Source organism: Neglectibacter sp. X4, assembly GCF_009917365.1.
Taxonomy (GTDB): domain Bacteria; phylum Bacillota; class Clostridia; order Oscillospirales; family Acutalibacteraceae; genus Acutalibacter.
The window spans coordinates 1-13,797 of record NZ_QWLE01000027.1 but is presented as its reverse complement, the minus strand read 5'-3'; the positions used below and the strand labels follow the sequence as shown (position 1 = coordinate 13,797).

Annotated in this window: 15 protein-coding genes; 9 read left to right on the top strand and 6 right to left on the bottom strand. The window is 55.9% G+C overall.

Going from position 1 to position 13,797, the window contains the following annotated elements:
• Positions 1 to 158 precede the first annotated feature (158 nt).
• On the top strand, positions 159 to 944 hold the full coding sequence (locus tag D1841_RS10160) for a hypothetical protein (protein ID WP_160642903.1): 786 nt from the start codon (positions 159 to 161) through the stop codon (positions 942 to 944).
• On the opposite strand, the gene D1841_RS10155 is transcribed toward D1841_RS10160, so the two are convergent.
• The gene (locus D1841_RS10155) at positions 941 to 1,582 is read right to left on the bottom strand and encodes a sporulation protein YunB (RefSeq protein ID WP_160642902.1); all 642 of its coding nucleotides are present in this window, start codon (positions 1,580 to 1,582) and stop codon (positions 941 to 943) included. The genes D1841_RS10160 and D1841_RS10155 overlap by 4 nt on opposite strands.
• A 197-nt stretch (positions 1,583 to 1,779) precedes the next feature.
• Here D1841_RS10155 and ligA point away from each other — a divergent pair, with 197 nt between their 5' ends.
• On the top strand, positions 1,780 to 3,762 hold the full coding sequence (ligA, locus tag D1841_RS10150; protein ID WP_160642901.1) for an NAD-dependent DNA ligase LigA: 1,983 nt from the start codon (positions 1,780 to 1,782) through the stop codon (positions 3,760 to 3,762).
• Between the two features lie 440 nt (positions 3,763 to 4,202).
• Here the strand turns inward: ligA and D1841_RS10145 are convergent, their stop codons facing one another.
• The 5 genes from D1841_RS10145 to D1841_RS10125 form a co-directional block, all read right to left on the bottom strand.
• Positions 4,203 to 4,553, bottom strand: coding sequence for a hypothetical protein (locus D1841_RS10145; protein ID WP_160642900.1), 351 nt, complete (start codon positions 4,551 to 4,553; stop codon positions 4,203 to 4,205).
• 1 nt (position 4,554) lies between these two features.
• The gene (locus D1841_RS10140) at positions 4,555 to 5,004 is read right to left on the bottom strand and encodes a hypothetical protein (protein ID WP_166554257.1); all 450 of its coding nucleotides are present in this window, start codon (positions 5,002 to 5,004) and stop codon (positions 4,555 to 4,557) included.
• A 110-nt stretch (positions 5,005 to 5,114) separates the two neighbouring features.
• Positions 5,115 to 5,705 (bottom strand): hypothetical protein, encoded by a 591-nt coding sequence (locus tag D1841_RS10135; protein ID WP_160642898.1) that lies wholly within the window; start codon positions 5,703 to 5,705, stop codon positions 5,115 to 5,117.
• A complete protein-coding gene (locus D1841_RS10130) occupies positions 5,695 to 7,521 on the bottom strand; it encodes a recombinase family protein (RefSeq protein ID WP_160642897.1) in 1,827 nt (608 codons plus the stop codon). Before D1841_RS10130 ends, D1841_RS10135 begins: the two co-directional genes overlap by 11 nt.
• A gap of 12 nt (positions 7,522 to 7,533) precedes the next feature.
• On the bottom strand, positions 7,534 to 7,851 hold the full coding sequence (locus D1841_RS10125; protein WP_160642896.1) for a helix-turn-helix domain-containing protein: 318 nt from the start codon (positions 7,849 to 7,851) through the stop codon (positions 7,534 to 7,536).
• A gap of 251 nt (positions 7,852 to 8,102) precedes the next feature.
• Between D1841_RS10125 and D1841_RS10120 the strand changes: the two genes are divergently transcribed.
• The 7 genes from D1841_RS10120 to D1841_RS10095 all read left to right on the top strand — a co-directional run.
• A complete protein-coding gene (locus tag D1841_RS10120) occupies positions 8,103 to 8,873 on the top strand; it encodes a helix-turn-helix domain-containing protein (protein ID WP_160642895.1) in 771 nt (256 codons plus the stop codon).
• Between the two features lie 3 nt (positions 8,874 to 8,876).
• Positions 8,877 to 9,629 (top strand): ABC transporter ATP-binding protein, encoded by a 753-nt coding sequence (locus tag D1841_RS10115; RefSeq protein ID WP_160642894.1) that lies wholly within the window; start codon positions 8,877 to 8,879, stop codon positions 9,627 to 9,629.
• Positions 9,626 to 11,989 (top strand): FtsX-like permease family protein, encoded by a 2,364-nt coding sequence (locus tag D1841_RS10110; RefSeq protein ID WP_347563976.1) that lies wholly within the window; start codon positions 9,626 to 9,628, stop codon positions 11,987 to 11,989. Before D1841_RS10115 ends, D1841_RS10110 begins: the two co-directional genes overlap by 4 nt.
• Before the next feature lie 276 nt (positions 11,990 to 12,265).
• Positions 12,266 to 12,730: a MarR family winged helix-turn-helix transcriptional regulator gene (locus tag D1841_RS10105; protein ID WP_160642893.1), complete on the top strand. Its 465-nt coding sequence runs from the start codon at positions 12,266 to 12,268 to the stop codon at positions 12,728 to 12,730.
• 281 nt (positions 12,731 to 13,011) lie between these two features.
• A complete protein-coding gene (locus D1841_RS10100; RefSeq protein WP_160642892.1) occupies positions 13,012 to 13,224 on the top strand; it encodes a transposon-encoded TnpW family protein in 213 nt (70 codons plus the stop codon).
• Entirely contained in the window at positions 13,221 to 13,355 is a 135-nt protein-coding gene (locus D1841_RS19500; protein ID WP_256376676.1) for a hypothetical protein, read from the top strand. Before D1841_RS10100 ends, D1841_RS19500 begins: the two co-directional genes overlap by 4 nt.
• Positions 13,356 to 13,544: 189 nt before the next feature.
• Positions 13,545 to 13,797, top strand: a 253-nt coding sequence (locus D1841_RS10095; RefSeq protein WP_166554256.1) for a hypothetical protein, incomplete at its 3' end; no start/stop codon positions are given.

The following is a 13,797-nucleotide window of genomic DNA, read 5'->3' as shown; positions in this document are numbered from 1 at the left end:
ATGGGTGACAATTCAGGAACAAATTCTTTCAAAACAACTGTTTTTGCCCGGGTTTTACTACGTTTAACAGTTTGTTCACAATTTGCTTTTTACCCTGTTTTTCTCCCGATAAATACAAGAAAGGGGCGGCAGAATCCCTCTGCCGCGCAAAGATCCCCATGAAGAAAAAGCAGAAAGAAGAAAGCTATTATGACGACCCCAGCCTGCCGGAGGAGCTTTTATACCTGGACGATCCGGAAAGGCTGATACGGGAGGGGGACGACACCCCGGACACCCCTAAAAAGCGCCGCCAGAACTGGATGAACCGGAACATGTCCTTTATGATGGGCGCGCTGGCGCTGATGCTGGTGCTGGGGGTGCTGCTGTATACCCTGTTTTTGCAGTCCGGGCCTGACTACATTGTAGGGCTGGTCACTTCCTACACCATGCCGGAGCCAGGGCGCAAACAGTTGGAGGAGCTGCTCGCCTCCTATGCCGATGACCGCAACGGGGACGGCAGGGTGATGGTGAAGCTGCAGACATACACCTTTGTGCCCGGCACCACAGACCAGGCCCAGCGGGAGGAATCGCTGCTGGATTTACAGGTGAGCCTGATAAGCGATGAGTGCATGATTTTCCTCCAGGACAAGGGTGCCCTGCATGAGGTTGCCGGGGAGATGGACGGGAAGCTTCAGTATACAGACGGCACAGCCATGCCCCAGGGGGCAAAGGATTTCGAGAAGGCCCTCATCCCCTGGGGGGACTGCAAGGCCCTTTCCGCCTTCCAGCCGGACGAAAGCAGGCTGAACCTGTGGGATCCTCAGATTTACCTGGAGCTGTGCCAGTCTTTGAATGTGACGCTCCGGGGGGCGGCGGGCACCATCCTGGCAGACCCGGATGTGTCTGCCTACCACGCCGCCAGCGCCGCCTTTGTGGAGCGGCTGAAAAGTGGGGAGAAGCCCTAACCTCCTCCCTTGCCGCCTGCCAGGGCCAGGGAGGGCACAGGGCCTACCACCAGGGTTTCTGCCAGCACAGTGGAGGTGGATTCCTCCACCTTGGCTTCAAAGCGGCGGGATTGGGAATAGGCATAGGCGGTTACAGTCATGGTAATCCTGTGCAGGCTCTGGTTTACCCCGGCGGTGGCGAACTCTGTGTCAAAGCGGAGGTTGGCAGAGCCTTCAAAAGCCATGCGCACCGGCACGCAGAAGCCCCTGCCGTTTAAGATCCTAATGCCTGTCAGGCTGCCCAGGGGCACCTTTATTTCCCTGCGCCCGTTCAGGCTTTGGGAAAGCCGTTCCAGCACCCTGGCTTTTAGCTGGTTCAGGGCATGTGGATTGGCGCTGGCGGCGGTAATCTGGCCTTTGCTGTCCCGTTCCACCTGTATGTAAGGGCTTTCTTCCCCGGCCATTTCCTCCTCTACCGCCTGCGTTAGGCATTCCAGCACATAGCCCCGGGCCGCTTCCTCAATAAGCTCTGGCGACAGGGCGGCAAGGCCCCGTTCCCAGCACAGTGTCCAGAGGGCGCACAGCAGCAGCGCCAGCCCTACGGCCCCAAAGGCCCTTTTGTGCCGGGCCGGGGGCCTGCGGCGTCTTTTCCATCTCATAGGCCACCTCCATAATAGCCGCACAGCTTGAAGAGATCCTTTTCCAGGCTGTGCATGTTGATTCCCGCTATTGTATGCGGATGAAAAAATTTTGTGCGGGAAAACTTTTAGGGTAAGAAGCCTGCCGGAACCGATGGATAAGCCAGCACTTCTATATTATCAATTTATCAATCAAAAAGCACAGGAGGGAACAGCCCATGGACAGGGAAGCCGCGCAGCGGGAGATCGAAAAGCTGCGGGAGGAAATACGCTATCACAGCCGGAAGTATTACACAGAGGACGACCCGGAAATAAGCGACTTTGCATACGACGGGCTGTTTAGGCGGCTGGAGGACTTGGAGGCAGCGTTTCCCGAGCTTGTGACAGAGGATTCCCCTACAAACCGCATAGGCGGGGCGGTGTACAACACTTTTGCCCCGGTGGTACACCAGGTGCCGCTGGAAAGCCTCCACGACGCCTTCTCCCAGGAGGAGCTGCTGGATTTTGACCGCCGGGTGCGGGAAACGGCAGGGCCGGTGGAATATGTGGTGGAACCGAAATTTGACGGGCTTTCCGTTGCCTTAGAATATGTGGACGGGGTGTTCACCCGGGGGTCCACCCGGGGGGACGGCGTGACAGGGGAGGACGTGACGGAAAACCTGCGCACCATCCAAAGCATCCCCAAGCGCCTCACAGAGCCTGTGCCCTTTATGGAGGTGCGGGGGGAGGTGTTCCTCTCGGACGGGGACTTTGAAAAGCTGTGCCAGCGCCAGGAGCTTTTGGGGGAAAAGCTTTTTAAAAATCCTCGCAACGCCGCCGCCGGATCCCTGCGGCAGAAGGATCCCCGGGTGACGGCCGGGCGGGGGCTGTCCATTTTCGTCTTTAATGTCCAGCAGATACAGGGGGAAACCCTTTCAGGCCATGAGCAGTCCCTCAAGCGGCTGGAGGCTTTGGGCTTTCCTGTGTGCCCCATTTTCCATAAAGCCACAGACATGGAGGACATCCTCCGGTTTATCGGGGATTTGGGGGACAGGCGGGGGGAGCTTGCCTTCCCCATAGACGGGGCGGTTATCAAGGTGGACAGCTTTGCCCAGCGGGAGGAGCTGGGCAGCACCGCCCGGTTCCCCCGGTGGGCAGAGGCCTTTAAATACCCTCCCGAGGAAAAGGAAACCACCCTGACAGACATTGAGGTGAATGTGGGCCGCACCGGGGTGCTGACCCCTACAGGCGTTTTCGAGCCTGTAACCCTGGCGGGCACCACTGTCAGCCGGGCCACCCTCCACAACCAGGATTTCATCGCGGAAAAGGATATCCGCATCGGTTCCCGGGTGATTATGCGCAAGGCCGGGGAGATTATCCCGGAGGTGGTGTCTGTGGTGGAGAATCCCCCGGAAAGCGTCCCCTTCCTGCTGCCGGACAGGTGCCCTTCCTGCGGGGAGCAGGTGTCCCGGGAAGAAGGGGAGGCGGCTGTCCGCTGCACAAACCCCCAGTGCCCGGCCCAGCTTCTGCGGAACCTCATCCACTTTGCCAGCCGGGACGCCATGGACATCGACGGACTGGGTCCTGCCCTTTTAGAGCAGCTTGTGGGGGAAGGGCTGGTGTCCTCCCCGGCGGATCTGTACACCCTGGAGGCAGGTCGGCTGGAGAAGCTGGAGCGCTTTGGGGAGAAGAGCGCGGAGAACCTGCTGGCAGCGCTGGAGAAATCGAAGCAAAACGATCTGTACAGGCTGGTGTTTGCCCTGGGCGTCCCCCATATCGGCGTGAAAAACGCACAGGTGCTCTGCGGCAGATACCCTTCCATGGAGGCCATCCTGGCGGCCCAGGAGGAAGAACTGAGCGCCATAGACGGCTTCGGGGAGGTGAAGGCCCGGGCTGTGGCGGAGTTTTTCTCCCATGAAAGCACCCGGAACCTCCTGGCCCGGCTGGAAAGCCTGGGGCTGAACCTGAAAGCCCAGGCCCAGGCCCCTGCCGGGAACGCCCTTGCCGGGCAGGCCTTTGTGCTTACAGGCACCCTGCCCACCCTTTCCCGGAAAGAAGCCTCCGCCCTGATTGAACGGGAAGGGGGCCGGGTGACAGGCTCTGTGTCGAAAAAAACCAGCTTTGTGCTGGCGGGGGAGGAAGCAGGATCCAAGCTGGAAAAGGCACTGGCTATGGGAATCCCCGTGCTCTCTGAGGAGGAATTTTTGCACATGCTTCCCTAGCAGCATGACGGCAGCGTGACGCTGCACCCAAGACGCGGGAGACTGGGATGTTTTTTCCGCCGCAAAATTTGCGGCTTGCGTGTATGGTCGCGTGCCTGGGGCAACGCCTTCTTTCGGCAGATGGATAATTTGTGAAATCGAAAGCCCGAAAGGGCATGTACTTTTAGACGTTGGACAAGCTTCGCTCCGCGCTTACTCGAATTGTCCGAGGATGAGCAAAAATTAGTAAGCGCCATTTTCTTTCGCGGCTTACCAGACGGCAGGCAGGCGGGTATACGGTATCAGTATGCAGCAGAGCGGATTGAGAAAAAGCAGCGGAAATGGACACCTTGCCGGTGGCTTTTCCGCTGCTTTTCTTACGCGAAATTCTATTAAAAACTGTTCTTTTAGACAGGCGTTTTCCCTTCCGCATCATCGGCAAAGGCCAAAGATGGGCAAAACTATACGCAAAGCATATCCGCTTTATCCAGAAAGAACAAGATTTCCTTTGAACCTTCTGCGGCTTTGCCGGGCGCGCGGTAGGAACAGTTGCAGTCCCAGCCATGGATGCCGGACAAAACCCGGCACAGCCTGCGGCTGGAGACTTCAAAGGGGCGCCCGCCCCCGTATACCTCCCGGGGAACCTTATGGGAAATGAAGTCCCTGCTTTTGTGGGGCCGCATCATCAAGGTCTGCCCGTCCCGGGCAATCAAAAAGCATATCCGCCCGGGGTTTCCCAGGCATCGGAGAGACTGGGAAAAGACATGGATGCGGCCTGCTTTTAAATAAAAAGAAATATGGATACCGCTCATTTTACCGCGTTTTTCCTTTCGACTCCCACTGCTCCGGGCTGCTGAAATCATAGAGGAGCATCACCTTGCTGTCCACTGTTACCAAGCGCCCCGGCGCCCGATAGGTAAAATCCGGATCCCAGCCCCACATTTCATAGATCCTGGAGGAAAACCGGATGGATTCCATCCGCCTGGGCACGTATTCCTTCACATTTTTCCTCCATACGATGGCGTCCCGGTCTTTGGCGGTGACCGGGACAGCCAGGAGGCACATTTTCCGGGCGTTTATCTCGACGCGTATCCGCTCGCAGTTATTCAGCGCTGTCAGCGATGCCTTGTTAAAGGTTATGCCGCCGTTCCAAATCGTGCAGGAAGGGGTGACAGAGCGGTTGAAATGGGAGAAATACTCCCCGCTGACAACCTGGAAGCCGTCCATTGAAATTGCCTCTACCTCGGTGCTGAATGGATTCATGGGCATATCAATCGCCATGCGGTACGGAATTTGCGCATAAAGGCGGGCAATATCCGCCCTTGTGCGCCTGGCACCGCTCCTCTCGTTGTATTTTTCAAAACCCTTCCCTCCTATACGCTTTCTGTTGTAATATAGCCGTCTGCCAAATCAATTTTATAGCTGTCCTCATGGCGTTCTGCCGGAACCCCGAAATAATCCCTCCATTCCCCCGGAAGGTAGGAATGCCTTTGGCTGCCGCCTGCAAATAATTCAAAATCTGTCAGCTTGAACAGGAACAGCATTTCATTCTGATAGACGGCCGGGTTCCCCATCACTTTATAGCGGTATTCCCCGTCCCAGCCCATCAGATCGAAAACCTTTGCCGCGAATATCCTGCACAGCATGTCGCGGCTTGCGCGTTCCTTCTCACTCCCTTTGGCCCATCGCAGGGAGTCCGGCGCATCCGGAAGGCAGGGGCGGATGATCAGCCTTTTTTGCCCCGGATGTATCAAAATCTGTATGTGGGTGATGCCGGGGAACCGCCGCAGGCAGGCCATATTGAACCGGATGCGGGCAGGCCAAATCGTGATGGCAGGCTCGCGGGTATGGGAAAAAAGCTCTGCCTTTGTGACCTGGTACCCAGCCAGGTCTGCTACCGTTTCCGTTCCTTCCTCAATGGGCTTTGCCTTTGAGAAAATATCCTCCAGTTGCTTATCCGCCATCGCCGGAAGCCGCCTTTCTTCTCAATGTTTCCATCATTTTCTGAAACTCCCCGCCGGTTTGCGGGACATACTGCCCAATCCCTGGAGCCAGGACGCTGGGCCTGCCCGCCTGCCAGGCCGTGCCCCGCGCCATGTAAAAGGCTTCGTTTCCCATAATGTGGTCGTAAAACTCCTCCCCAAAGCTGTCCTCCCATGGTTCCGGGAAGCACTCCGCCCGCGTTTCCCGGCCAGGGGCTTCGCGCATTTGCGGCAGGAGGACGGCAGATACGGCATGTTCCAGATTATAAATGATAATCTGCTCCTCCCCGCGCTGTATCCATGTCCCGCGCACCCTGTAAAGGAAATCCGGATCCCACTCCATAATGCGGAAGAGGGCGGCGCCAAAGTGCCGGCAGCACAAGGTTTTAGCGTACAAGGATTTTGCCGCGCCGGAACGCCAAGGGATGCTGTGCATGGCGCTTTCCTGGCAGGGCCTTATGGCCAGCTTCCGTTCCGAAGGGTGCAAAAGCAGCTGGGCATAGCCCGCGTCTGCAAATTTCCGCATGCAAAACAGGTTGAATGTGATCCGGTTGTTGGATATTGTCACCGCCGGGCCTTCATAGCGGGCCTGCGTAAACTGGTTCCGCACCACCTGGTAGCCCTTCAGGTCAAACGCGGAGAAGGAACTTTTCGCAAACCGCATCTTCCCGGCCTTCTGATCCACGCTGTTGGACGAATCATAGTAAAGCCTTGGATCTTCATTGATCCAATGGTGGTTGATAGGGACAAAGCCGCGGAATACCCCGCCGTCAATAACGTGAAGGCAGGGGAAGGCGCCCCGGATATGGTGTTTCCTGTTTTGAAGGAGCGCCTGCACCATCTCAAACTTTTCCCGGGGTATGATGGCTTCATGCTGCCCCTTATAGCAGTATTGATCCATGTCCTGCCTGTTCTTTTTGCGCCTGTGCTCGAACAAGTCTGAGGTGAAGGTTTTCCAGGTCAGGACATCCCCGCAATAGCGTTCGTTTGAAAGGATATACCCGATGGAGCTGCTGTTCCATTTCGTGCTTCCGGTTTTTGTCCGGCAGTCAATGCCTGTCAGGAAGGCCGCGATATCTGCCTGCGTCCAGCCGTATAAATACGCATCGAAAATAAAGCGGACGACCCTGGCCTCGGCTTCATTGACTATCAGGGGGGCGTATTTGATATAGCTGCCGGCAGCATCCCTTTGCCGGTCATATCCAAGCAAGGGGGGCGTCAGCAGCCTGCGGTCTTTGAAGCGCTGTGCCAGCGACCAGATCATGGCTTCCCGCTTTTTAATCGATTCTTCCTGTGCGAAAGAGGCGAGAAAGGCCAGTATGAATTCTGAGTCTTTGTCCAGCGTGTTCAGGTTGTCTGTTTCAAAAAGCACGCCAACAGGCGGTTCAAGGTTCTTGAGCTTCCGGATGAGGGAGATGCAGTCTACCAGGTTCCTGGCAAAGCGGGAAACCTGCTTTGTCACAATCAGATCATATTCCCCGTTTTCGCAGGCGGCAATCATTGCGTTGAAGGCGTCGCGGTTTTTCAGGGAAGTGCCCGAAATGCCCGCGTCTGCATAAATATGCTTTAAATCCCAGTTAGGCTTGTCCTTGGCTAGCTGCTTATAGTGCGCCTGCTGGAGCTCAAAGGAAGAAAGCTGCTCGTCGTTGCCTGTAGATACGCGGCAATAAGCACATACCCTTAATATCCTGGCTTGATCGCCCAAGCCGGCCCTCGGCCTGGCCGGGATGAATACCGTCCCGCCATCTTCCGCGCTTTGATACATCTTTCCGAATGGTTCCCTGTTATCCTGGGGCATTATATAACCTCCTTAGTGTTCCTGCATCTGATGAATCCGCTTGTTTTTTTCGGAAAGCGCGAAGGCCATCCTGCGGAGAGCCGCAATGTCTTCCCCGTCCAGGTCAAATTCATCAAAGGAAAGCTGCTTTGTCCTTCCCAGCAGATAATCTGTACTTACGCCAAATACGTCTGCGATCCGCATAAGCGTGCCTAACGGAGGCTGCCGCATATCGCTTTCGTAAGAGGAGATGGTGCTTCTGTCTACGCTTAACAAACTGGCCAGCGCTTCCTGGTGGAGATTCATGGACTGGCGAAGCTCTTTGAGCCTGGAAGGGAAAAGAAATATCATGTTCAGTACCACCTTGCTGTTTAGTAGAAATTATACCAGCAAATGCGTGACGGCGGGTCGCATGCGTGTGACAGTTTGCAACATCCGCGGCTTTTGGGCAAAAGGGGCGCAAAAAGGGCGTGTTCTTTCCAGCTTTAAGAACAGATGACAGACAGATTCTCCCGCCTGGAGAGCAATTCTCCCCTTTGGGGATTGCCTGAGCCTGCCAAGCGCGCTATACTGTAAACGCAGCCTGCAAGGAGGGAAAGACAATGGATCAGGAAAAAATAGGCCGGTTTATTGCAGAACGAAGGAGGAAGCTGGGGCTGACCCAGAAGCAGTTGGCAGAGCCGCTGCATGTGACCGACAAAACTGTATCTAAATGGGAAACAGGCGTCCGCCTGCCGGATGCCGCTATGCTCCCGGAACTCAGCTCTGTGCTGAAAACAGACATAAACGAGCTTTTGGCAGGGGAGGCGTTTTTAGCTGACGGCCTTTCTCCTGAGGAATACGCACAGAAGGCCCAGCACAACCTGGTGGATCTGGTCGGTGAGCTGAATGAAATTGACAAGCGGGGGCGAAGCCGGACTATTGGCACAGCCGCCGGCGTTTTGCTTGTTGCCGCGGCTCTGCTGTATCTATTCCTGTTTTCCCTGCGGACAGGGCGGGTTACGGATTTAATCGACCTGCCCACCCTGCTCTATCTGCTGGGGCTGAAACTTGCCATCCTGTCCATCACCGGATGGTTCCATGATTATCGGAACGCCTGGAAAATGTGCCTTCCGGGAAGAAGGCTTTCCGAAAAGGAACTGGGCCTTGCCAAGCAGGCTGTGAAATACGCCGGGGCCTTAACCCTTTCCCTGGGAAGCCTGCTGGCACTGCTGGGGTTGTTTTCGCTGCTCAATTACACAGACGGCCCAGGCATTGCAGGGCCAAGCCTGGCCCAGGTGCTGCCGGCCCTGCTGTATACCGCTGTTCTCAAAACGGCTTACGTCATCCTGTCTTTCAGGCTGGAGCGGGGGAATTTCAGAAAGGGGGAATAAAAAATGGGAACGTTATTGGAAGCGAAGGGTTTGGTGAAAAAATACCGGGAAGGTTCAGTTGAGAGCAAGGCTGTGGATCAGGTGGATCTGCTGGCAGACCAGGGGGATTTCCTTGTCATTATGGGGGCCTCCGGCTCCGGGAAAACAAGCCTGCTGCACTTAATCGCCGGCATAGACCAGGCTGACAGCGGCACCATACAGTATGCCCGGGACGGCAGGCAGGCAGAACTCAGCCGCATGGGCGAACCTGCCCGAACTGTGTTCCGGCGGGAAAATATCGGCATTGTTTTCCAGCAGCATTGCCTGGTGCCGGATCTTACGGTTTATGAAAATATTCTGCTGCCTGTGCTGCTGCGGAAGAAGCGGAAAGAGGCTGGGAAAGAGTCCATACTGGAGCTGTGCGGGCAGTTTGGGCTGCGGGATCACGTCCGCAAATACCCCTCCCAATTGTCTGGCGGCCAGCAGCAGCGGGCCGCTATCCTGCGGGCAGTGATTAACAAACCGCCGCTCCTGCTGTGTGACGAGCCTACCGGCAGCCTGAACTCGGCCCAGTCGGAGGCAGTGATGGAATTGCTGGGGAAGCTGAACGAAAACGGGCAGACCATTATCCTGGTGACCCATGATATAAAGGTGGCTGCCAAGGGGAAGCGCATCCTGTACATCCAGGACGGCCGCGCAGCAGGGGAACTGAAGCTGCCGGAAGGCAAAGGCCGGGAGGAAGCGCTGTCAGCCTTTCTCCAGCAGAGGGGGTGGTGACGTTGCGGACGATTCTCATGTGCGCGCTGGCAAAGCTGAAAAGGCGGAAGCTCCCGAACCTGCTGCTGGGGGTTTGTATCCTTCTCACAGCGGCCTTGCTGGGAAACGCGCTTACCATGGTGATGGATCTGGACGGGCTGTTCGATGAGGCCTACCGGGAAATGGACGGGCCGCAGTTGTGCTGCCTGTGGAGCCGGGAGGCTGTCCCGGTGGATAAAGTCCGGCAATATCTGGATGCCTGGCAGGAGGGCGCTTATCAAATCACAAGCAACACAAAAACAGTGGATTACCTGGAGCGGGAGGGTGTCAGGCTGAGCAACGGCATCCTGTTAGAGCTTCCCCAGGAGGCAGAGGACCATATGCTGTCCCCTAAAAGCCTGGACGGTGGAAAACTAAAATTCCCCGGCAGGGGGGAAGTCTGGGTGACAACAAAAATTGCCCATGTCCTCCATCTGGCGGCGGGGGACAGCCTGGTGCTGCAATTTGCGGACAAGGCTGTGACTGTGCGCGTGGCAGCCATTGTAACAGATCCCGTTTTTGGCGGCGGCAGCACAAATATTTACCGCATGTGGTGCGGCCCCGGGCAGTTGGCAGGGTTCCCCCTGGCTGAGAACAGCGCGGCAAGCTATCTGGAGCTTCAGTTCCAGGCGTACAGCCCCCAGGCTGAACAGGCTTTTATCCGGGACGCGGAGGCGTATTTCCAGGTGCCGCTGGGGGATGCCCTGTACACCTACGACCGCATTAAAAGCGGGTATACATGGCCTTACCAGATGATCGGGACGCTGCTATGCTTTGTAAGCGTTATCCTGGCTGGGACGGTTATTGCGCTGACGCTGTTTCTAATCCAAAGCGATATGGAAGAAGATGTGCGGAACATCGGCATTTATAAGTCGCTGGGCTTAACCGGAGGGCAGATTATAGGGATGTATGCCGCCTGCTACGGCGTCATCGGCCTGACAGGCGCCGCGCTGGGGAGCTTTTGTGGCGGCTGGCTGAGCAAAGGGGTCATCACAAAAATTTTAAGGGATGTGGGGCTATACGCTGTTTCCTTTGGGGGAACAGGCCGGTTTCCAGCCCTGGCGGGGCTTCTGGTGCTGGCTGCCGTCATGGCGGTTTGCCTTTGCTCCGTTTTTAAGGTGCAGGGGCTGAATGCATCCTCTGCGGTACGGACAGGTGCATGGCAGGCAAAAGGGCAGAACCGCAAGGAGGCGCGAAACACCCGCTATCGCGGCAGGCGCTCTTTTGCGCTGTGCTATGCCTTCAGAGGGATGCGGGAGAAAAAGCTGCGGTATGGATTTATGGCTGGCGTATCCCTGATATTGGGGTGTTTAACTGTTATCTGCCTGGGCGGTTTGTATGCGGTGCAGAACATTGACCAGGAACCAGAGGTTTGGGGCTTTATCAAGACGGACATATATGTTACATCACAGGCAGGCAGGCCGGTAAGCAGCATTGTGGAGGAATTGCGGGAGGATCCCCAGGTGGATTACACCTACGGCGCGAACAAGGTGACAGCCCAGTATAAACCCGGCAATGGGGATGCCTGGCAAAGCATTCCTGTAGAGGTTTACCAGCTTCCCTGGAAGGACGCCATAAAAGACCGCTCCCTCTATGGCAGGCGGCCTCAGGGAGAGGGCGAAGCAGGTGTTGGCCTGGCGCTGGCAAAGGCATACGGGCTGGAACCCGGCGGAAGCATAGAACTGGTGGCAGGCGGCCAGAAACGGAAACTCGTTATTACAGGGGTGTTCCAAACGCTCTCTAATTTTGGGAACATAATCCGGATGGGCACAGAAGATCTGGACGGTTTTATGGAGCATGAAGATGGCTTTGGGGATTATATGCTTGTCCTGGAAAACGGCGTGGACAAGTGGGAATATGCGGAGGAACTGGCTGAGCGGTATGGCGGGGACTTTTCCTTCATCCCCTCCAAATCCAACGGGGAGAATATCTCCGGCATACTGGCCCCGGCTGTTGGCACGGTTGTAACTGTTTTGCTGGCAGTGACAGTCTTGATAACAATCAGCCTGACTTCCCTGCTCATCCGGCGCGAGCAGCGCCTGATAGGTTCTCTAAAAGTCATCGGGATGACGCCGCGGCAGATTCTGCGTGTGTATGCAGGGCGCAACTGCCTGGCCGCTTTTGCAGGAAACGGCCTGGGGATCCTGCTGGGAGTGTGGGTTGTCCCCGGCCTGCTGTCCCCATATACCCGGCTGCTGGGGCTGGCAGATTTCCCCTTTGCAATTTCCCCGGCTGGAATAGTGTTCTGCCTTGTTTTGCTGCCGGGCTGTATGTTTTTGGGGACGTTCGCGGTTATAAAATCCATTGGCAGGGTGTCTGTCAAGGAGCTGGTGAGCGACTAGAGTCTGTTTTAAAACCAGAGGAATGCCAGGATTTTTGTTCAGGGCGGACGGTTTCAAGGCGAAAACCGCAAGAAAGGCTGTCGCCTTTCGAGGATTTTTAACACAGAAACCGTTTGTCACTGGACAAAAAGACAGTTTTCCGGAGTTTTAAGACAGACTCTGGCGTTTCTTTCCTAGCTTTGCATCACAAAATCTTTACAGAAAATTCTTTGACTTTTTCATCCCGGGGGGATTATAATGTACATATGAATTTATAAAGTGCTGAGGAGGGGTGGCATGGACGAAGCAGGGAAAAGGACGGCACGCCAGGATACATTTGTCCGGGAATTCGGCCGTGCCCTTACCTTTTTGCAGCGCAGCCGCAGCAAGTTTATGGGGGAGCGCCTGCGGGACTATGGCTTTTCCGGGGCCATGTACATGATTTTGCTTCACGTAGACCGGCATCCTGGCGCCAGCCAGGACAGCATCGCCAACCATATGTACATCAATAAATGCAATGTGGCCCGCCACACAAAAAAGCTGGAGCTTTTAGGATATCTGCGCCGGGAAACGGATCAGGCAGACCGTCGCCAGAATAACCTGTACCTCACCGAAAAAGGCAAGGCCCTGGCCCCGGAAATCCGTTCCTATCTGGGCCAGTGGGGCAAGGAAATTACTGCCGGCCTGCAGGAGGAAGAAAAAGCCACCCTGCTGGCCCTCCTCACCAAAACCACTGGGCAGACAAAATCCCGGCAGGGATAAACGCATACAAAGCACCTGGGAAGGCTTCCCGGGTGCTTTTTTTCAGCTTCTGCCTAAAGTACGAACGCAGGGAAGCTGGATTTTTCCAGCGCCGCCCCGCGCGACGCTGCCTCTAATGTGAACGCACTGCAGGCGGCGAAGATTTTGCCGTTGGATCGTACAAAATATATACGCTATAAAAGGTGGAAGTGAGATTCCACCCAATATAGTGTAGCGGATGACTCGTTTGTGGTAAAGCCCAAAATCTGTCGCTTTTAGGAATTGATACAAGTGAAGGAGGTATGCTTATAGATAATCTGAGGAATAATATTGTTACTTTATACCGGCGTATCGGCTCGACAACATACAAGGTGCGTATCCATTTCAGCGATACCGCCACAGAAACCATGAATGACAAAATACTGCGCTTGATTCAGCGAGAAACCCTGGCAGGCGGTGCCGTCCCAATGGACGTACCACAAACGAGCCAGCCGCCGGAAGGGAGTTCGCTATGAACAAAACAAAGAAGATTACGGCATTATACGAGAGATTGTCCCATGATGATGAGAAGTCAAGTTGTTTTTTCGGCATCCATATGTGGAACTATACCCACCGCCACCAATCCCTGCGCCGCTGTTTGCGGTGACCGTGCCGTCCCTTTTGTGTATTCCGGCACTTTCTTTTAGTGATAATCAGCGGTAAAATCAAACCCAAACAGCTAATGGAGGGGCAAAAGTGGAGCCGCAGGCTCCACAAATAGAAGAAACGTCCGAAGGACGGCGCTGCCCTTGCTTTCTTCACTGGGGCCGGGGCGGCCCAGCGGCGCATCTGCCGTGTGGACGGGGAACCGGCGGACTGGTTCACCCGCACCATGTATTACAGCTCCGGATGGCGGAAACACTTCGTAAAAGCCAATGGGGCACTGGGCAATTATACCAGCTCTGCCGCCGTATCCCATATTGTGCGGCCCTGCTTCATTCTCGGCCCGGAAACGCCCCTGCGGGAGGGCCGGGGGGAGGATGGGAGCTGGCGCCCTGTTTCGCCTGCCCATTGCAGGCCTGCCCTTAAACGCAGACTTGTATGCCAGA